Source organism: Microbulbifer mixtoriginis (SeqCode) (assembly GCF_052467705.1).
In genome coordinates this window covers 2,591,364-2,610,993 of record NZ_CP174322.1, presented here as the reverse complement: position 1 = coordinate 2,610,993, position 19,630 = coordinate 2,591,364, and the positions used below count along the sequence as shown (strand labels likewise).

The window sequence follows — 19,630 nt, the reverse complement described above, 5'->3', positions numbered from 1 at the left end:
AAATTTAATCCAATCCTAAAATCCGACGATTTCGCGCACGATCTGTTTCTGCACCAGCAAAATCATCAAAAGCCTTGCCTGCCACGGTAATCAGGTGATCCCGAATAAATGGTGCACCCTCACTGGCCCCCTGTTGTTGATCCTTAATGCAACACTCCCATTCGAGTACCGCCCAGCGGTCGTAACCGTATTGGGTCAAGCGGCTGAAAATCCCACGGAAGTCCACCTGACCATCGCCCAGGGAACGGAAGCGGCCAGGTCTATCAATCCAAGGGGCATAACCGCCATAAACTCCGGCCCTACCACTCGGATGGAATTCAGCATCTTTCACGTGAAACGCCTTGATTCGCTCGTGATAGATATCGATAAAAGCCAGGTAGTCCATCTGCTGCAAAAGCAGGTGGCTGGGGTCATAGAGGATATTCGCTCTTGGGTGGTCCTCCACTTCGTAGAGAAAACGTTCAAAGGTCAACCCGTCGTGCAGATCTTCACCGGGGTGAAGCTCATAACAGACATCAACTCCAGCACTGTCAAACGCATCCAATATAGGGCGCCACAGCCGGCCCAGTTCGCGAAAGCCCTCTTCCACCAACATTGCGGGGCGTTGGGGCCAGGGATAAAAAGTATGCCAAAGTAGTGCGCCAGAAAATGTAGCGTGCGACTTAAGCTTTAAATTGGCACTGGCACGAGCAGCCAACATCAGTTGATTGCTCGCCCACTCAGCGCGGGCTGGCAAGTTGCCTCGCACTTCCTCTGGGGAAAAAATATCCAGCATCTCTTTATATGCTGGATGCGCTGCAACCAGCTGGCCCTGCAAATGCGTGGACAGTTCTGAGATTTCGACTCCCGCCTTCTCACAGATTCCCAAAACATCATCACAGTAAGCCTGGCTACTGCTGGCTAATTCCAGATCAAAGATGCGCTTGTCCCAAGTGGGAACCTGAATGCCTTTATAACCCAGATCCGATGCCCAGCAGGCCATAGACTCCAGTGAAGCCGGTTGGTCGCTCGGAGGGAGGAACTGGGCGAGAAATATCCCGGGCCCCTGAATTCTGGGTGCCTTCATTTATTCTTATCCTTTTTACTGCTGTACTTATTTACCTCTGCAACCAATCAATCCTTCCTGGGTGATCAGCTTGCTTCTTTTGAAAAGCACAATGCTGTCTTTCCAAAAGCGGACTGGCACTGGGCCGACATCGACACCTCCCTGTGCCGTACTAACTGCCGGACTTCCACCCTGCCAGAGGTTCCTAAATTATTTGAAAATGAATCAATACGATTTAGCGGCTTATTCCCAATATGGCGACAGCGCCACCCAAGAAGAACTCGCACGGCTGCTTTCCAATGCACCGCGCACAAATGCCATAGCACGGACACCCGCATCAATATCCCCCACGACAGAACTTTCTTTAATGGGCTGTTCTTGCCGGCGGCATCGAACCTGGGCAGCAAAGTCGCGGTAAATATTCGCAAAGGCCTCTATATAACCTTCAGGATGCCCCTGCGGGGTTCGACAAAGAGCTCGGACCTCGTCATCCAGGTATTCACAGTCTGCACCAGCCTTCAAAAGGGCCACTGGCTCCCCCCTACGCTTTAACTGCAATTGATTGGGAGATTCCTGCTCCCAGAACAGCGAACCATGTTCGCAATAAACGCTGATATTCAGGTTATTCCCTTCCCCACCACAGACTTGGCTGGCTGTCAGGGTGCCGCGCGCACCCTGATCTAATTTAAATAGCGCCGCACCATCATCATCCAGAGCCCTTTGGTCGACTACTGATTGCAAGTCCGCACAGACCTCAGAGATACGCTGACCGGTAAAGAATTCGACCAAGTGGTGAGCATGGGTACCAATGTCGGCAAAACAGCCGCTTTCTCCCGAGCGTGTGGGATCTGTCCGCCAACTGGCTTGTTTACTTCCGCTGGAGTCGCCAGCCAATGCCAGCCAGCCTTGTGGGTAGGCAACAGTTACCCGGCGGACTTGCCCTAGCTCTCCCCTGGCTAAGATTGCCCTGGCCTGTGTCGCAAGTGGATAAGCCGCATAGGTATGAGTCAAACCATAGAGATGGCCGCTCCGTACGACCTCGTTTTTGAGCGCAAGGGTTTCCTCAAGTGTGGAAGCAGCTGGCTTATCAGAAAGAACATGAAACCCCGCTCGCAGTGCGGCAATAGAAACTGGGAGATGTAAATCATTGGGAGTTACTACAGAGACAAACTCTATGCGCTCATCAACAGGACGCTGGGATTCCTCCAGGAACATCTGCTCATAACTCTGGTAAACGCGCTCTGGGTTAAGGCCCAACTTCTCTCCACTGCTACGGCCATGCTCGGGATTACTGCTAAAACATCCCGCCACCAGCTCTATCTCACCATCGAGGGAGGCTGCCATACGATGGATAGCCCCAATAAAGGCACCCTCTCCACCACCGACCATGCCCATTCTTATTTTGTTTCCCATACCACTTCCCGTATAGCTGCCTCTGGCAACCAGGTTCTTATTATTTTGAGTCTCTATCCGGCCAAGTATCTTGCCTCGCTATTGGTCCATTTCTTCTTTCACGGACCCTTGCAGCAAAATGTAACCGGTTACATTTTGTTTTTAAGATACAGAAAAAACTCACCGTTGCAAGCAACAGTTTCATTGCATGACGTTTATTTTGCCTCTTAGAGCGATGTATTTATATCCACACCGAACAGAAACCAATCAAATTGATTAACCCGAAGAGGTTAAAGTTAACGGTGATAACCTACTTTTCGAGCGAAATCTTCCCAGCACAGCCAATTGAGTTTGTCGCTCTGCCACTTATTTTCTATGGGATGGCCAACCCCCGAACCTGGAGATAATCCACTATTAGCGCCCGGCTGGGGGTGACAGCTTTTGAACTTGGTACGCACCCAGTTTCCAGCATCATCGGCGACATTAGCAGCCAATCCCCAATGGTTTGGCCACACTGCGAGAAAATTTTTCACGCCATAATCATCCAGTTGGTATGGAGTGGGATAATCCAAGTGCACTAATAGATCACCATCTGGTCCCGGTGCATCTGTTTTCCAGCCTGCATATACCGACCACTGGCAGCCCTGCGCCCAAGCCTCAAAAGCCACCATCGCGCTGGAAAGGCGCTCAAAAGATGCACAAAGTAGATCATTCTCTATTTCTGGCGGGATACACATATCGACAACACCCGCCTTGAACCTGGGAACTTCTGGGTTAAGCGTAAGAATCCAGAGCCCTTCCCCATCCTCCAGCGGGTGGTACATCACCACCAAGTCGATCAACAAAGCTGAAACTGGCGGGATATTGGGGCCGCGGGCTAAGAGCATATGCAGAGGTCTTACTAACTGGGCATTTTGTATCTGCTCCTCTGCCACACCCAAGTGCCGAATTACTTCAGCATTCCCCGCACCACAGGCAGAAATCACCAGCTCTGGTTTTAACTCACACGAGCGACCATCCATATCCAGAGTTACTTGCTCAATCCCTGCCCCCCCAAGCTGAAACGAGGCCAACCTCCCACGATAGATTTGCTTCCTCAAAGGTTCGCTCACACTGCGATAGGCTGCAGCTCCATCAAAAATAAGATCATCAGGAAATCTGAACCTGCGATTTGATGGCAAATTATCCGGATCAAAGATCTCGGGCAACTCAACTTCCTCAAAGGGAATAGCCGCTCTGGCCCAGTTATCTTCAACAGTGTTTAGAAAGTCCGGAGTCAGCGCTGCATGGAAATCTGTTATGCGACTGTTCACGCCGCTAGTCGCAAGTTCTTTGTGCCAGCGCTGCGCGGCACATCGGTAAATTTCAGCAGCTTGGGGGTTAGCCGCATTCCAGCCGGAAGAGAAATAACCGTGGAAATGTAGAGACTCGGCGTCACCGAACTCATCGTCGACCAGTACCACCGAGTACTCTGGTATCAGCTCTCTCATCAGGGTTACCCCCTGAATACCACCTCCTAGGATCAGTACATCAACGGGAATTTCCTGTGACATAGGATGGCCTGCTTAATGATTTGGCATGATTGGAGTAGTTATCAGCCCTAGTTTCCGCAATGAATTTGCGACGATGCCGGAAAAACAACTTCAATCTATCTCGTTTGATACCTGCTTGTTGCTGTTTTTTTATTCAACTATTTTCAATTTCCGGAGATCTGGGGCGCCGTAACCTCGCGAGAAGAGCCACCTAAATGCAAGAACATAAGACAAAAACCCACCCACGATACAAAGAAGGTACCAAAACCAGATTGGAAACTCATAGCCCAGTTTATGTAGAACGGAAAACGGCATGTAAATTGGAAGGTTGATAAGGATTGCTCTCCAGCTAACCGCCCATGTCAATGTAACTACGGCCGATAGTGATGGCGTTTTGCTCACTGTTGCTCCCTTGCTACTGCGCTAATGGATAGGCAGTTAGTCAAGATTGCCTTTTTTGTCAATCGATTGGCCTAAATTCAGCGGGCAATGCTGGCCATTCTTGAAGTTATTGTGAAACTTTGCCCCAACCGGACAATTGATTAATCCGTTCCAGCTTGCCTTCCGTAAAGAGTTTGCCATCGCACAATTGGTACGGTGGAAAGTGATTCAATCCAATGACAAGGAAATGTGAATATGAAGGGTTTGGCAAAAGGTTTGGGGGTTCTTCTATTGGCTTTTGGAGCGCATCTCTCCTGGGCTGATAATGAGTCTGAGCTTGAGACGGTTCCCTACGTGGACGTCTATCAGTACGTTGGCAAGTGGTATGAAATAGCCCGATTGCCACAGATCTTCCAGCCTGCTTGTACAGCAGTCACGGCAGACTATGGTCTCAACGATGATGGCACACTCAGTGTTTTCAACTTTTGCCGAATCCTACACCCGAAGTACGGTTTTCCCATCAGCGTGCAAGGTACCGCTACCCCTCTAGATGATACTAATAGCAAACTTGCGGTTTCATTCTTCGATGGGAAAACCAATGGTAATTACTGGGTTCTAGAGCTAGACCCAGCATATCAATGGTCCCTCGTGGGCGACCCCGATCGCAGCAGCCTTTATCTTCTAAGTCGAACTCCACAACTGGATGAGGCCATTGTAGATGAACTGCTTGAATTAGCTGTCACTAAGCACGGTTACAATATCGACCACATCATAATGACCAAGCAGCTACCAAATTAACCCAATGAACCAAAGGCGAGCGGAGCTTTTGCTTCACTCGCCCTCTGAAAGTTAGAATTTACATTAAGTTTTAAAAAATACATATATATCAATTAGTTAAATCTATTTATTAATGTATTTTCTAGCTTAACTGTGTCCTTTCACACCACATTCGCAGGCCATAGCGTCTACTCTTACTCACCGTCATTTCTCACAATCACATAACCATTTCTCTCTCCCGCAGCCTCTTGGCCACTCTCGTGAAAAAGGTCATCTAAATATCTGGGACAGCTGTGATAGCAGAAACATGAGGAATCTGTACCCACGATATCTGCAGAATGCAAAATCACCGGCAACTCCGCCAAAAGATATCTCACTGCTATTGAAACCATCTCGACAGTAACTTCTTCTTCTGCAAGATGGTGCTCCAGCACCCATCTACTAGCCTCCAAGCAACCCTCGCGGAAACCATCATTCAAGTGAAACTCCTGCTCAAACTGATAGAGCCAGCGAGAATAGAGCTCAGATTGTTTCAACCACTCGGAGTCAACCAATTCACTGTCTACAGCACACGAGCCCGAAGCGCGATAGACCTTGTTATGCAGATAGTGGCACTGTCGTCGAGCTCTTTTTCTCGCCTTCTCTTCCTCATAGCCAAGTGCGATCTGTGTATATTCAGCAGCATTATCGGGAATAAAAAACATGACTCGCTTAAAGTGACTTTGCGCCCACTCTGCAAGCCGAGCAATCTGCCCCTCGGAAAAGTAGCTGTTGAAAGGACTTACACCTATTACCGCTAGGTCAGCCATCTCATAGATTTCTTGTGAACGCGACGTTGCAAATTCAACCTTCATCCTACAACTCCATGGAACAGCACTAAGGAGCCAGTAGATCGATTCAGTGCAACATTTTTACCGGGAATAATGAGCAGTATTAAGCAGAAAAGGTTGACCTGAACCGCAATTAACTCTCGCCTAGATGCTTACCTTCAATATCAGTACATATGTCTTAGATATAAATAATCGGTAACCAATCCCATTAATTGAGCCCTCGGGCGTGACCGTTAAGCCACGTTGAAGCAGTACGCATTTAAAAGGCCTCTGAACTAATTCAGAATGACTCTGCGGGACTTGAGGATTGCCGCTGCTTGGCACAGCTCGCCGTAAAAGAAAATTCGGCCTTAGGGGCCCTTCTTGTAAGTCTTTTAGAGCAGTTCACTCTGTGTTGCGATTTCATTCTGAGGGCTAGATATCCTTGCGAAGCCGCACTTTCACCCGAACCACTCAGAACGCTAAAGACATCCCGGAACTGTTTAGGGGCTCTTAAAACAGCGGGCGTATCAACTCAATTCCTTTTCTTGCTTTATCGGTATCCATTTTCCCTGCACTCAATCACTCTATACTCGACTAACCGGTCAAAAATGCTCTTCCGGCGTAAAAATCATCAAAACCGAGCCGTGCCAACCGCCTCCATTTGAGACCAAATGCCCTAAATAATGGATAGCAGGAAACTCTATTTTGCTAAATGTGCCTAATGTGGAAAAGATCCATCTCTGATTGGAGGTATTTCATGCCCTTCGGAGCTTTCAGCCTTTATACTTGTCCTAAGCTATAGGTCGCTAAGCCATAAAGGCTGGTCGCCTATGAAGTAGGACGTATAAAGAGACTCCCTATGCTTACCAATCGGATCGCCGCTCTATTTTCCGGCTTCTTGGTCATTGGCCTGCTTTCCACAACCGCTCTGGCAGAGACCGAGCCTCTGGCTCCTGAAAAGGACCAGGGCAGTACTGCCAGGGAGATTGTCGGCAAGCTAGAAATGCTGCACTACAACAAAATCAAGGTCGGAGACGAAATGTCGGAAGACCTTTGGGACGAGTACATTGATGCTCTAGATCCCACCAAAAGCTACTTCCTCGCCTCAGACATCAATGAGTTCCGCGAATGGCAAACCAAGCTGGATGACCAGCTACGCGCTGGCAATGTCAAAGCAGGCTTTGAGATTTATAACCGTTTCCGCCTGCGTATGGGCGATCGGTTGGACAATATCCTATCCCAGCTCGAAAAAGGCTTGCCCGCTTTCGATTTCGATCGCGATGAATCCCTCGAACTCGACCGTGAGGAGAGTCAGTGGCCTACCTCCATCAGTGATGCCGATGATCTTTGGCGTAAGCGCCTGAAGAGCAGCGTCTTAAACCTGAGGCTCACAGGTAAAGAGGATGAGGATATTCGCGATTTGCTGGAACGCCGCTATAAAGGTCAAAAGAAGCGCCTTGAGCAGCAAAACAGCAATGACGTATTCGAGCTCTATATGAACTCGTTGACTCGCCTTTATGATCCCCACAGTAACTATCTGTCCCCACGCTCCCTGGAAAACTTCAACATGAGCATGTCGTTGTCTCTGGAGGGCATCGGTGCCGTGCTGCAAGGGGATGAGGAATACACCAAGGTTGCCCGATTGGTAGCAGGTGGTCCTGCTGACCGCACCGGTAAGATCAAGCCTAACGACAAGATTGTAGGGGTCGGCCAGGATAAGGATGGTGAAATGGTCGATGTCGTCGGCTGGCGGCTGGATGACGTGGTGGATCTAATCCGCGGTAAGGCCGGCACCTTCGTGCGCCTGGAAACTATTCCCACCGGCGGCGACGGCACGCACAAGACCATCCTGATCAAGCGCAGTAAAGTGAAGCTTGAAGATCAGGCTGCCAAGAAGGCCGTATTCGAATTTTCAGATGGTAAGAAGAGCTACAAGATCGGTGTAATCAATTTGCCGACCTTCTATATAGACTTTGACGCCTACCGTCGCCGCGACCCCAATTACAAGAGTACTACCCGCGATGTGGCTAGATTGCTCAGCGAACTGAAAGAGGAAAAGGTAGACGGTATCATTCTGGATCTACGCAACAATGGCGGCGGCTCCCTACAGGAAGCCACCATGTTGACCGACCTGTTTATCGATCAGGGTCCAGTAGTACAAATCCGCCACGCTAATGAGCAGATTTCACGGCACAACCGCTCTCGCTCTCGCGCAATGTATCGCGGCCCGCTGATGGTATTGATTAACCGCCTCTCGGCATCAGCTTCCGAGATTTTCGCCGGCGCCATCCAGGACTACAACCGCGGCTTGGTTGTTGGCAATCAATCTTTTGGTAAAGGCACCGTGCAAACCATGGCGCCCCTGAAAGAAGGCCAGTTAAAAATTACCCAGTCCAAGTTCTACCGTGTATCCGGTGATAGCACCCAGCACGCGGGCGTGAAACCCGATATCCCCATGCCGCAACTTATTGATGCGGAGAGTGTTGGTGAAAGCGCTTACGATACCGCCCTGCCCTGGGACCGTATCCACGCCGTACCTCACGCCAAGTACTTTAATCTGAAGACTCTGATTCCTAATCTGCTCACCAAGCACAATAAGCGCACAGCATCAGATCCGGACTTCATATTCCTGCGCGATCAATTCAAGTTTGAGAGCGAACGCGCCGACAGAAAGCATCTCTCCCTTAATGAGGTAATGCGAGAGCAAGAACGTGAAAACGTAAACCAGCGCCTGCTCTCCATGGAGAACCGACGTCGCGAAGCAAAAGGGCTTGAACCCTACAAAAGTTTCGAGGCTTATGAAGAGAGTGAGTCTGAAGAAGTGGCAACTATTGGTGGCCCTGTGGAAATCAAATTGGAAAAAGATCCAATCTTGAACGAAGCGGGCTATATAATGGCGGACTTTATTGGACTGGCTGACAAAGCCAGCAAGGCACCGCCGCAAGTCGCCAATTTCTAAAGATGTGATGCCCTTTGGGTGTGCCAAGCGCACCCATGCGCACAGTAAACAATTAGGTCGGGCTTGCCCGACCTTTTTCATTTGGGGGAAGAAATGAAAGTCGTTTCCTTTAACGTCAACAGTATTCGCACTCGCCTGCACCAAATGCAGGCTCTGGTAGATAGCCATCAACCCGATATCATTGGTCTCCAGGAAACCAAGGTCACCGATGAGGACTTTCCTGTAGATGCCATTCGCGACCTGGGTTACGAGCTAATCTATTTTGGCCAAAAAACACACTACGGTGTTGCCCTGCTCTCACGCCTACCATTTATCGATCGCGAATATGGCTTTCCTACCGACGACGATAACGCCCAGCGCCGTATGGTCATGGGAAAGTTCGATATTGGCGGCAGTAAACCTCTCACCGTCATCAACGGCTACTTTCCCCAGGGCGAGAATCGTGAACACCCAGTAAAATTCCCGGCGAAGCAAAAGTACTACGCTGACCTCGATACCTATCTACAAACCACCTGCGATCCCGAAGCCCCGGTGCTGGTTATTGGCGACATGAACATCTCTCCGAGTGATCAAGATATCGGTATCGGCGAGCCCAATCGCAAGCGCTGGCTGCGCGACGGCAAGTGCAGCTTCCTTCCAGAAGAGCGCGAATGGCTGCAGAAAATTGAGGCCTGGGGCTTGGCGGATACTTTCCGTGCAATGAATCCTGATACAGATGATGTATTTAGCTGGTTTGACTATCGTAGTAAGGGTTTTGACCGCGAGCCCAAGCGTGGGCTGCGGATCGACTTGATTATGGCTACAAGCCCTCTGATGGAACATTGTGTGGCGACAGGGGTCGATTATGATATCCGCGCTATGGAGCGCCCCTCAGACCATGCGCCGGTCTGGGCAGAGTTCAAGCTCTAAGCATTTAGTGAATAACCGGGACCTGCTCCCGGTTTTTTTGGTCCTTTGAATATTCGCTTTTCCATATATAATGCCCACTAAGTTGAACGGATTGCCGTTCTGGAGCGTTCCTATGAAGAGGCGCATCCTGTTCGTCTGCTCAGGAAATTCAGCGCGTTCGTTAATAGCTGAGGCTTTATTGCGCTACTACGGGGGAGAGCTCTTTGAGGTTTTTAGTGCAGGAACAGATCCCACCCCCGTGGATGTCCGAGCTATAAAAGCCCTTCAGCGCTTCGGCATTCCGATCAAGGGACTGTGTTCCAAAAGCTTGCAAGAGGTAGCTGACCGGAACTTTGATTTGGTCATTACCCTGTGTGACAAGAGCCATAACGAGTATGTACCCACCGCTGGGCACGGTAGGCTGATTTCATGGAATTTTGAAGACCCTGCCAGTCGGCATTGCTTCAAACCTTTTTACACAACGGTGTTGGAACTGAGTACCCGCATCAAACTTTTTGTACTGGTGTATAACAAGGCCGTGAAAGCGGCATAAACAAGATTTGGGGTAAGCCTTGAACCCAGTTCAGTTCTACAAGTGCCTGGCAGACGATACCCGCCTGCGCACGCTTCTACTGATCGCCCACGAGGGAGAACTTTGCGTGTGCGAGCTCACTGCTGCTATGGGTTTGAGCCAACCCAAAATATCTCGGCACTTAGCCCTACTCCGCGGCGCTGATTTATTGCGGGACCGCCGCCAGGGACAGTGGATCTTTTACCGCATCAACCCTGAACTGGGCAGCTGGGCCAAATCGATCCTTCAAGACACTTTGCAGGCAAATCAGCACTTTATTGCCGAAGATCTTCGCAACTTGATCCTAATGGGAGATAGGCCCCAAAGAGCTAGCCTATGCTGCTAAGTCACGGCAGTAGGTATTTTGCTGGCAAGTAATATCACTAAGTCGCTGAAAAAATTTACCTGGATATATGCGATTTTTCATATATTCAGATTACTCAGGAGTTACAACATGGCTATCAAAGTCGGAATCAATGGATTTGGTCGTATCGGTCGGCTTGTGCTGCGCGCAGCCTGGGACTGGCCAGAATTGGAGTTTGTGCAAATCAATGACCCCGCTGGAGACGCTTCCACCCTTGCTCATTTACTGAATTTTGATTCGGTACACGGGCGTTGGCAGCATTATGCAGAAGCTAAGGGCAACACAATTACGATTGCTGGCCAGGAAATAAGTTGTAGCCATAATCTCGCCATTGCCGACACAGACTGGAGTGCTTGTGACCTGGTTATTGAAGCCTCTGGGAAAATGAAGACTAGCGCGCAATTGGAGGGCTATTTAAAGCAGGGGGTAAAGCGTGTGCTGGTTTCGGCTCCCGTAAAAGAAGACGGGGTACCAAATATTGTTTTGGGGGTGAATCAGAACATTTATGATCCAGCCAAGCATCAAGTTGTTACTGCAGCCTCCTGCACCACGAACTGTTTGGCCCCGGTGGTAAAAGTGATACATGAAAAACTGGGCATCAAGCATGGCTCTATCACTACTATCCACGATATCACTAATACCCAGACAATCCTTGATGCGCCCCATTCAGATCTGCGCCGCGCAAGGGCCTGTGGAGCCAGTCTGATACCCACTACTACCGGCTCAGCCACAGCAATCACCGCCATCTTCCCGGAGTTGACTGGCAAGCTGAACGGCCATGCCGTAAGAGTCCCACTGGCCAATGCCTCCCTGACGGATTGTGTTTTCGAAGTAGAAAGGGAAACAACTGTGGATGAAGTTAATAACCTACTGAAAACCGCAGCAGAGGGCGAGCTGAAAAATATTCTCGGTTATGAGGAACGTCCTCTGGTATCTGTGGATTACAAAACCGACCCACGTTCCAGCATTGTTGATGCACTGTCCACCATGGTGGTCAATGGCACTCAAGTGAAAATTTATACCTGGTATGACAACGAGTGGGGCTATGCCAACCGTACTGCAGAGCTGGCTCGCCTGATTGGATAAGCCAATGTCCTGGATCCCACCAATAAAAAACTGATAAATACCCGCGGGGCTGGCCTGATCTTCAGGCCAGCCCCTAGTAGTTAGAGCCAAAACCCATGCAGTTTTTCTCCACCCTTTCGCCCTCGGTACGCCAATATTTATTGGTGACTGGTAACTATTGGTCTTTTACTCTAACCGATGGCGCACTGCGCATGCTGGTGCTTCTGCATTTCCATACCCTTGGGTACACCCCTCTCGAAATAGCCCTACTGTTTCTTTTCTATGAGTTTTTTGGAGTGGTCACCAATTTGGTGGGCGGATGGCTCGGTGCCCGGCTAGGCCTTAATCGCACCATGAATATTGGTCTGGCATTACAGATTTGCGCTTTAGCTATGTTATTAGTCCCTTCCAGCTATCTCAGTGTGCCTTTGGTTATGGCTGCTCAGGGAATATCTGGCATAGCCAAAGACCTAAACAAGATGAGCGCGAAAAGCTCAATCAAGCTTTTACTACCTGACGACAATACCCAAGGAACTCTTTATCGCTGGATTGCCCTACTGACTGGCTCCAAGAATGCCCTGAAAGGCATTGGGTTCTTTATGGGGGGAGGCCTATTGGCACTACTGGAATTTCGCGGGGCTATATTCGCAATGGCAGTCGCTCTCACCTCAGTATTGCTATTGAGTAAAAAATTTTTACGAAAAGACTTGGGTAAAGCAAAGGTGAAAGCCCGCTTTCAAGATGTATTTTCTAAGAGTCGCCCGGTGAATATCCTTGCGGCAGCAAGACTGTTCCTTTTTGCATCTCGTGATGTTTGGTTTGTAATCGCCCTGCCCGTTTTCCTGGCGAGCCAATTCGACTGGGGCCACTGGCAAGTCGGTGCATTCCTAGCCTGCTGGATCATCGGTTATGGCGCAGCACAAGCCTTTGCCCCAAGGATCACTGGAAGTTTTTCTTCGGCACTGCCTGATGGGCGAACCGCCCTATTGTGGGGCTGCGCATTAACTCTGATACCTGCGCTGATTGCCTTCTCACTCTATATCGGCTTCCACCCTCAACTCAGCATTTTGTTGGGCCTCATGGTATTCGCTGTGTTATTTGCAGTGAACTCTTCTGTGCACAGCTACTTGATCGTCGCTTATGCCAGAGAAGATGGCGTTTCTATGGATGTGGGGTTTTACTATATGGCAAACGCTCTGGGCCGCCTTACCGGAACTCTGTTGTCGGGCTGGATTTTCCAGATTGCCGGTTTGCAAGCTTGCCTGTTGGTATCCACGTGCTTGCTGTTTTTGGCAACCTTCATTTCGCTTGCATTGCCAAAACACAACGAAGAAGACAACCCGATGATCAATGCAGTAACTTAATCTAATAGCTGATTAGAGGCTTTCAATTGAAAGTATGACCAATGGTTCCACCCTCGCTATGGGGTGGAATTCCCCGGGGGGATCACAGCCAGCCAATAACAAGAGAGCTCCGGACCACAATATCCAAGATAAACGACTACACATAAGCTACCACTTAGGACCCGCAGTAAACGACCATACCGGTTATTACCTAGACTCCAAACTATCAGGCCATCTCTATGGATGGGTACATTGTTATGGGCAGAAGATTAGAAAACCGAGCGCCAAACTTCTATGCCAAATTGGCATCAAATTCTGCCAATACACCTGGGTAAAATCTTGACGGGGTTATATATGCAAATTACTCAGTACAATAAACATTCAGGTTTCCTTAGAAGGATCTCCAAAATTTATATAAACATCAATTGCGGGAACGGCACTGAAATCTGGCGCCAATACTAGTCTCAAAACTCTGTCAGGTGCGGAGAACTTTTTAGCTCAATAGCGCTTACATAGGTATGAAAGACCAAGGTTATCAGCCCCCTGCAACTTTCAGATACTGGACTTAATCGCCAGTAAAGCCTTTTATATCTTTGAGGATGCGATTAGGTAAAGTAATTTCCTCACTAGAGTCATAAATAAAACCTTAATGCAGGCACAACTGATTTTCAAAAATACATTCCTGGTCTCTGCAACATTATCAAGGGTCAAACAGAGCACTCTGGCTTTATGGTTTTCGACCAACGAACACATAGTAGAGCCATTTAAATCACGGGCAAGGTAAATGACTTTATAAGAGTACTTGTTTCACTGATTACCCGTAGTCATCCTAATCAGTGTACGGTCTTTCTTTATAAAGTGATGATAAAGGGCTACCAAGAAGTGTCCCAAAATAAGTAACCAGATAAGCCATTCACCCAGCACTTCCTTATGAATGAAATCGATAGGTTCCTCGAACTGTTTGAAGGTCAAGCCCATTTTATTCTGAACAAGGTGGGCAAAAAGGGAAGTGTCAGCAAACTGAGGGATTTCAAACAGGAAAAAGTACTCAGTATTCACCCCAGTTCCTAGGTATCCGGTTAATGGTGCAAGTATCATGACTACATATAACAGAAAATGGCCTGTATGCGCGGCAAAGTGCTCTAGCCTGGAGCCAGGTTCCAGTTTCGGAGTGGGATTAGTCAAACGCCAAAATATCCGTAACAGTACAAAAGCACCAATCGTTATGCCAATAGACAAGTGCAGCTGTAAGGCAATCCAGTTTGCTGGGGTATCCTCTTCAGTAAACCATTGGAGGTAGTAGACACTGACGTAAGATCCTAGAATTAAGAATGCTATTATCCAATGAAGCCACTTAGCTACTGCCCCATATTCATAGATAGTATTTCGGGCGCCCATAGAATGCCTTCTTTATAAATTTTGCAGCCTAAAACACTATAAACCTAAAGCTGGCCAGGGGCCTTATAATACAGCTTCAATCATGAATACTTAGGGGGGTGTGGGCGCCTTTTATCAGCCCCCTATAGATCACAGCACTTTTAGTAGAGGGTTTCGATTCAGAAAAACCTAAAGAATTAAATTGCGTAAAAAATCATATTGATGCCTGCAGTGACTTTCTTATTCCTGCAAAAAAGAACAATACGCCTATTGTTTGAACCATATGATAAAGACTATTGTGGTTAAACGTCCAAATAAACGTAAACTCCAGAGCCGTTCTGACTTGTAATACCACAGCCAGGAGAGAAATAAGCCCGCCGACAACCATATACCAAGCCCCGGGTAAACGCCCCCTAACCCCCACCCATGTATAACCAATAACAACAGGAATCATCACTAACGCTTGATAACCCACAAATACTATGAAACCATCAATTCTAGATACTGCAATGAAATAAAATATCAGGCCAATTAAAAATATGTAGGGCAATAACTTTCTTGATATTCGCTCACCGGCAAGATCACCAATAATAGCAAGTGTAAACGACACCAGAAAAAGACCGAGAAAAAAAAATAAAACATGCCACATGAATATTCTTTCAGGTCCGGCAATCTGAAAACCATGAATTACCGAACCCAATAGGCCAACGACAAACATCACCCCAAAGAAACAAATCCAGCAATTTCTCTTCCAGCTAGACTTGAATTCCGGCCTAATAAAATAAAGAAATATAAACAACGCCAATACAGCCAATACCAAGTCTGTTATTGCCGAAACTTGTTCAGTAGGTACATCTGTTAACTTAAGCACCTATTTCACATCCCTTCAACGCAGTATATTTATATGGAAAATACCACTCAATATCACATCACCTATTAAACCGTAAAAGCCACCCATAACAGCAATGGCAACACTAGCCGACACCGAACGACCAGCCTCATTACAACCAATACCAAAGCGCCAGGGTTAAATTAATCATCATCATGATAAAATCCATAATAAATATAAACTTCATCACACCTTTCACTTTCCAAGGCCCACCCCCTTTTCGGTTCTTTAGCGCGACTGGCAAGTTATAAATAAACTGAGAACCATGTGTAACAGAAAAAACAAAAAGCAATATAGATCTTTGAATATCCCCGGAAAAGGAGGCGTGATTAACCAATAAAAGAATACTCATTAGCGCCAATGAAAAATTAAACCCGCCTAGAAATTTACCTGACTCAGCCAGTATTCCAAAGACAGGGGTATCCCTATGCTCTCTAGGAACAACCAGCTTGGCAAAAATCTTTCCCCGCAAGGAGAAAACATTGAAACCCATTAAAAACCAAATAGTATTTAGCACTAAAACCAGCTCAAAGATCACGTTACTCTCCAAATTTATTATAATAATTACTTGTGATTACATACGGCTATATACAGTACAGCGTCATCTATTTAGAACCATGTAAAGATGTTTTTTCAGGAGTTACTTAATACAGGCCAGCGCTCCACGATCTCCCCTTTGTCATACACAGCTATATCCCCAAACTGAAGAAATACAGACTCACTTTGTGTTGGTCGCAGGAAAACCCAGTCATCCTCTTGTAGGACAACCTGATTGGAAGCATTGAGCATTTCCTGATTTGTAGAGCGTCCATAAATAGGATTGATCGAAAGACCTTCTGGAGATTCGGGCAGCGCCTTCCAATACCCCCCAGAGATAAAGAATGTCTGCTCGCGATTTGGGTTTAACCAGCGCATCGTACCCGTTAGTTTCTCCAAACCAGGAATTTGAGTCTGCGGTAACTTCTTCAATACTGGGCTGGCGATAAATGCAGCCGCCTTGTGATCACTGAGGGTGGGGATATCAAAATCTGTAGGTTTAACAAGACAGGAACCTGCCGCCAGCTCATTACAGGGTGCACTATCTGAGCGTGATTTATAAAGCTGGTAAGTCGGGCTGCCGGCGCCATTCAGCGTCAACCTTTTAGGATACTGGTCACCCAACAATTGTTTAGCTTGCTCAAGCCTCTGAGTATAAATCTCCAAACCGCGATCAATGGCTTTCTCTGGGCCACCTAAAATACCCGGCATCTTAGCCGCATGGGCGTCATAGCCCATAAATCCCGACAGAGTAAGTAGCGGTTCTGTCTTAATAATATTGAGCATTTCAGTAAGGTCCCGAGCATCGCTGACTCCACCGCGGTGCAACCCCACATCCAACTCGATATTGATTTGTAACCTTTGCTCAAGGCTACCGGCTAGTGCCGCATACTGTTGTAGCCGCCGAGGGCTATCAATCAGCCACTGAAGTTGTGTTCTAGGGTCAAATCCACTGGTTGTTGGGCGGCTATAAAAGCTCTTGGCCGCAGCAATCGGAAGAGGCTTACCCAGCAAAATATCTGCCTGTGGTTGTGACTGGGCCAACTGTTGCAAAAAAGGTAGATGGAAAACCATATACCGCTGCGTACCAGTCTGTTTGGCAACCGCCTCCAGTAACCCCAGAGCTGGTAACGATTTGGCAACAATTCGATAGTCAAAGTGCCCATTTAGATGCCCAGAAAGTACAGTCGCATTGGCTCTCAGGCGGTTTAAATCCACTACCATTGTGGGACCAGAGAAACCTGCGGAATCCAGAGCCTTAGAGAGACTTTGAAAATAGTTAGTGTGCCCCCCCTGCCCCAAAGCTTTAGGCCTTAACAAAGGAAATGCGGCCGCAACCCCCAATGCCGCTCCGCCCAGTAAAAATTTTCTCCGCGTTTTCTGCACAGTTCGCTCCCCTAGTCTCTCTTCAGCCCTGAGAATGAATAAGGGCCCTATCAACCAATTAGTTTTTTCAGGTACGGGTTTAAAAATTTTCCTTTAGGGTCAAGCTCACGTCTTACCTCAAGAAAATCCTGCCAGCGGGGGTATAAACCAGCCAGGTCCTGCCGGTGCAAGGTATTAAGTTTCCCCCAGTGCGGTCTGCCGCCATGCTTGCGCATAATGGGTTCCAGTGCCTTAAAAAGGGGCTGGTAATCCTCCTCAAAGTAACGGTGTACCGCAATAGATACGGAATCCTGCTGGTAGAAGGGGCTCAACCAAATATCATCCCCCTTTACAAAGCGCACTTCGATAGGAAAGAACACATTAAGATTGTTCTCTTCGATTGTACGGCGTAGCTCCTCAAAAGCGGCCAGTCCGGCTTCCCTGGGAAGGTGGTATTCCATCTCATTGAAGCGAACATTTCGCTCACTGGCGTAGTTTCGCCAAGAGGACTCCACAACCACCTCCTTTTCAATATCCTCCATTGCAGACTGTAAGGCGTATTGCCGTAATCTGGGCGACCAGCCAAGCCAGTCTCGAACAGTTTTAAGGGTCATTACAGCTTCGTTAGTATCTTCACGCGCGGTAGTAAAGATCTCTTCATCCGTTAGTTGGTGCGTATCAGCCATACACATTCCGGAGAAAGGAATATAGTAAAACTCGAAATTGCGATTTGACTCCGCCAGTGTCTCCGCCTGCTCAAGCACCTCCCCCATGGGAGCCACCCAGGATTCTCGCCGGAGTTTGTAACTGGACTGGTTCTGCATACGCACCTTGGTCACTAACCCCAGGCTACCCAGGGAAACTTTGGCTGCTATGAAAGTCTCTGGGTTTTGCTCTGCATCGCACCACAGAGTGCTGCCATCTGCCGTAACCAGCTCCAATCCCGTTACATAGCTGGACATACAACCTAAACCGGCCCCAGTGCCATGAGTGGCAGTGGCCAGGCATCCGCCGAGAGTTTGCTCATCAATATCCGGCTGATTAATCAAGGCTTGACCAATATCTTCAAGCGGCTGGCCAAGATCGGCTATACGTGTACCCGCGTAAATCGTAGCCTGGGTGGTTTCGCTACTATGATCGGCCACACCGCTAATACGCCCGAGCGAGAGAATGGTGTCATCGGTGGGTACCAAGGCCGTGAAGGAGTGCCCAGCCCCCACAGCTCTAACAGTGCCTTTAGCATCAGCTACACGTTGCTGTAGTTCGGCGATTGTCTTTGGTGCCAGACGTTCACTGGGCAGGCAGTCTTGCGAACCAGACCAGTTGCGCCAGCGGATACCCTTACGCTTTACTGGGCCACTCGCCTGTACCAAGGTGCGTGCCATAGAGGAGATTGGAGTAGCAGCGATAGCTGTAGAACCAGCGGCAATAGTTGTAATAAAGCGGCGACGTGACTGCTGCATAATCCCTTACTCCGCAGAGGCCATAAAGGCAATTAACTGTTCAAACTGCTCCGGTGAGCACTCGAAACAAAGACCCAGTGGCGGCATCCCCTGGAAACCATTAATCGCGTTTTCAACCAATACATCCATTCCCTTGTCGAGACGCGGTTCCCAGCCGGCAATGTCCCCAGTGAGTGGCGCAGCGCTGACCCCAGTGCTGTGACAGCTGCGACAGGTTCGCTGATAGATTTCAGCAATTTCTGGATCAGCGGGCGCCAAAGTCAGCGCTTGTTGGGCTAAGGCCAAACGGTTTTTAGGGCTACTGTCGTTGGATTCCGAGCATCCACTCGTCAGTAAAGCCACAATAAGGGGGGCGCAGAAGAGCCTAAGGCTCCGGTGAGGTCCTACCAGTTCCATGTATGTACACCTACTACATTATTGTTAATATTTCCCAGGCTCTGGAGCCTGAGGTGGGCGTTGTGTACTTAAACTGCAACCATTGTTAATCAGGCTGGCAGCTAAGACAACAAGCGGAACTGCTCAGTCTATTATTGATTTTAAAATTTACTAATCCTGTATCCACTCATATCACCAATCCTTTATTATTCCGGCAATTGCTTTCTAGTACGCTTGCCCAACCTTTTATTTTGGCCATAGCCCGTTAAAGCTCTTTCTATCTTACTTATTGATGAAATGACAATTAGTATCTATTACTGAAGTCTTTTATCCGTCCGGTAGGCGCCAAATAAAATCGCTTAAATATTGCTAGTAATATTTGTCAATTAAGGAGGCCTCATAATTAATTAAAAATCGTTCCCCTTATCACGCACAACCAAAAGACCGATATCCGAGATACACCATTGATAGAACAATAAAATCGGACAATTTAAA

The 19,630-nt window shown here is 48.1% G+C and carries 17 protein-coding genes; 7 read left to right on the top strand and 10 right to left on the bottom strand.

The features are described from left to right. Positions 1-4: 4 nt before the first annotated feature. The 3 genes from ACJJIB_RS11555 to ACJJIB_RS11545 form a co-directional block, all read right to left on the bottom strand. Positions 5-1,066, bottom strand: a complete 1,062-nt coding sequence (locus ACJJIB_RS11555) for a sugar phosphate isomerase/epimerase family protein (RefSeq protein WP_444884953.1) — start codon at positions 1,064-1,066, stop codon at positions 5-7. Positions 1,067-1,288: 222 nt separating this feature from the next. Next, a complete protein-coding gene (locus tag ACJJIB_RS11550) occupies positions 1,289-2,458 on the bottom strand; it encodes a Gfo/Idh/MocA family protein (protein ID WP_444886142.1) in 1,170 nt (389 codons plus the stop codon). Between the two features lie 275 nt (positions 2,459-2,733). After that, positions 2,734-3,990 carry an FAD-dependent oxidoreductase gene (locus tag ACJJIB_RS11545; RefSeq protein WP_444886141.1) on the bottom strand — a complete coding sequence of 419 codons (1,257 nt, stop codon included), beginning with the start codon at positions 3,988-3,990 and terminating at the stop codon, positions 2,734-2,736. A gap of 615 nt (positions 3,991-4,605) precedes the next feature. Here ACJJIB_RS11545 and ACJJIB_RS11540 point away from each other — a divergent pair. Then, entirely contained in the window at positions 4,606-5,148 is a 543-nt protein-coding gene (locus ACJJIB_RS11540) for a lipocalin family protein (RefSeq protein WP_444884956.1), read from the top strand. Positions 5,149-5,321: 173 nt separating this feature from the next. Here ACJJIB_RS11540 and ACJJIB_RS11535 read toward each other — a convergent pair whose 3' ends face one another. Continuing rightward, on the bottom strand, positions 5,322-5,981 hold the full coding sequence (locus tag ACJJIB_RS11535) for a tRNA-dependent cyclodipeptide synthase (protein WP_444886140.1): 660 nt from the start codon (positions 5,979-5,981) through the stop codon (positions 5,322-5,324). Positions 5,982-6,798: 817 nt separating this feature from the next. On the opposite strand from ACJJIB_RS11535, the gene ACJJIB_RS11530 reads away from it, so the two are divergent. The 6 genes from ACJJIB_RS11530 to arsJ all read left to right on the top strand — a co-directional run bounded on the left by ACJJIB_RS11530 (position 6,799) and on the right by arsJ (position 13,150). Further along, positions 6,799-8,898, top strand: a complete 2,100-nt coding sequence (locus ACJJIB_RS11530) for a carboxy terminal-processing peptidase (protein WP_444886139.1) — start codon at positions 6,799-6,801, stop codon at positions 8,896-8,898. A gap of 93 nt (positions 8,899-8,991) precedes the next feature. After that, a complete protein-coding gene (gene xthA / locus ACJJIB_RS11525; RefSeq protein ID WP_252085867.1) occupies positions 8,992-9,807 on the top strand; it encodes an exodeoxyribonuclease III in 816 nt (271 codons plus the stop codon). Positions 9,808-9,919: 112 nt separating this feature from the next. Next, positions 9,920-10,339 (top strand): arsenate reductase ArsC, encoded by a 420-nt coding sequence (locus ACJJIB_RS11520; RefSeq protein WP_444886138.1) that lies wholly within the window; start codon positions 9,920-9,922, stop codon positions 10,337-10,339. A 19-nt stretch (positions 10,340-10,358) separates the two neighbouring features. Continuing rightward, complete coding sequence (locus ACJJIB_RS11515) at positions 10,359-10,703, top strand: metalloregulator ArsR/SmtB family transcription factor (protein WP_252085865.1); 345 nt, start codon at positions 10,359-10,361, stop codon at positions 10,701-10,703. Positions 10,704-10,811: 108 nt separating this feature from the next. Further along, positions 10,812-11,807 (top strand): ArsJ-associated glyceraldehyde-3-phosphate dehydrogenase, encoded by a 996-nt coding sequence (locus ACJJIB_RS11510; RefSeq protein WP_444886137.1) that lies wholly within the window; start codon positions 10,812-10,814, stop codon positions 11,805-11,807. A 95-nt stretch (positions 11,808-11,902) separates the two neighbouring features. After that, complete coding sequence (gene arsJ / locus ACJJIB_RS11505) at positions 11,903-13,150, top strand: organoarsenical effux MFS transporter ArsJ (RefSeq protein WP_444886136.1); 1,248 nt, start codon at positions 11,903-11,905, stop codon at positions 13,148-13,150. A 786-nt stretch (positions 13,151-13,936) separates the two neighbouring features. Here arsJ and ACJJIB_RS11500 read toward each other — a convergent pair. From ACJJIB_RS11500 to ACJJIB_RS11475, 6 genes are all read right to left on the bottom strand, one after another. Next, the gene (locus ACJJIB_RS11500) at positions 13,937-14,527 is read right to left on the bottom strand and encodes a cytochrome b (RefSeq protein ID WP_444886135.1); all 591 of its coding nucleotides are present in this window, start codon (positions 14,525-14,527) and stop codon (positions 13,937-13,939) included. 193 nt (positions 14,528-14,720) lie between these two features. Continuing rightward, positions 14,721-15,377 carry a DUF6962 family protein gene (locus ACJJIB_RS11495; protein WP_444886134.1) on the bottom strand — a complete coding sequence of 219 codons (657 nt, stop codon included), beginning with the start codon at positions 15,375-15,377 and terminating at the stop codon, positions 14,721-14,723. A gap of 130 nt (positions 15,378-15,507) precedes the next feature. Further along, positions 15,508-15,933 (bottom strand): hypothetical protein, encoded by a 426-nt coding sequence (locus tag ACJJIB_RS11490; protein WP_252085860.1) that lies wholly within the window; start codon positions 15,931-15,933, stop codon positions 15,508-15,510. 95 nt (positions 15,934-16,028) lie between these two features. Beyond that, entirely contained in the window at positions 16,029-17,318 is a 1,290-nt protein-coding gene (locus tag ACJJIB_RS11485) for a DSD1 family PLP-dependent enzyme (RefSeq protein WP_444886133.1), read from the bottom strand. Between the two features lie 50 nt (positions 17,319-17,368). Continuing rightward, positions 17,369-18,760, bottom strand: a complete 1,392-nt coding sequence (locus ACJJIB_RS11480; protein ID WP_444886132.1) for an FAD-linked oxidoreductase, L-gulonolactone oxidase family — start codon at positions 18,758-18,760, stop codon at positions 17,369-17,371. A gap of 6 nt (positions 18,761-18,766) precedes the next feature. Further along, on the bottom strand, positions 18,767-19,156 hold the full coding sequence (locus ACJJIB_RS11475; RefSeq protein ID WP_444886131.1) for a c-type cytochrome: 390 nt from the start codon (positions 19,154-19,156) through the stop codon (positions 18,767-18,769). Between the last annotated feature and the right edge of the window lie 474 nt (positions 19,157-19,630).

Excerpts from the sequence above, each read along its gene's own strand:
- ACJJIB_RS11555 (WP_444884953.1), bottom strand. The coding sequence starts at position 1,066 with ATGAAGGCACCCAGAATTCAGGGGCCCGGGATATTTCTCGCCCAGTTC.
- ACJJIB_RS11550 (WP_444886142.1), bottom strand. The coding sequence starts at position 2,458 with ATGGGAAACAAAATAAGAATGGGCATGGTCGGTGGTGGAGAGGGTGCC.
- ACJJIB_RS11545 (WP_444886141.1), bottom strand. The coding sequence starts at position 3,990 with ATGTCACAGGAAATTCCCGTTGATGTACTGATCCTAGGAGGTGGTATT.
- ACJJIB_RS11540 (WP_444884956.1), top strand. The coding sequence starts at position 4,606 with ATGAAGGGTTTGGCAAAAGGTTTGGGGGTTCTTCTATTGGCTTTTGGA.
- ACJJIB_RS11535 (WP_444886140.1), bottom strand. The coding sequence starts at position 5,981 with ATGAAGGTTGAATTTGCAACGTCGCGTTCACAAGAAATCTATGAGATG.
- ACJJIB_RS11530 (WP_444886139.1), top strand. The coding sequence starts at position 6,799 with ATGCTTACCAATCGGATCGCCGCTCTATTTTCCGGCTTCTTGGTCATT.
- xthA (WP_252085867.1), top strand. The coding sequence starts at position 8,992 with ATGAAAGTCGTTTCCTTTAACGTCAACAGTATTCGCACTCGCCTGCAC.
- ACJJIB_RS11520 (WP_444886138.1), top strand. The coding sequence starts at position 9,920 with ATGAAGAGGCGCATCCTGTTCGTCTGCTCAGGAAATTCAGCGCGTTCG.
- ACJJIB_RS11510 (WP_444886137.1), top strand. The coding sequence starts at position 10,812 with ATGGCTATCAAAGTCGGAATCAATGGATTTGGTCGTATCGGTCGGCTT.
- arsJ (WP_444886136.1), top strand. The coding sequence starts at position 11,903 with ATGCAGTTTTTCTCCACCCTTTCGCCCTCGGTACGCCAATATTTATTG.
- ACJJIB_RS11500 (WP_444886135.1), bottom strand. The coding sequence starts at position 14,527 with ATGGGCGCCCGAAATACTATCTATGAATATGGGGCAGTAGCTAAGTGG.
- ACJJIB_RS11480 (WP_444886132.1), bottom strand. The coding sequence starts at position 18,760 with ATGCAGCAGTCACGTCGCCGCTTTATTACAACTATTGCCGCTGGTTCT.
- ACJJIB_RS11475 (WP_444886131.1), bottom strand. The coding sequence starts at position 19,156 with ATGGAACTGGTAGGACCTCACCGGAGCCTTAGGCTCTTCTGCGCCCCC.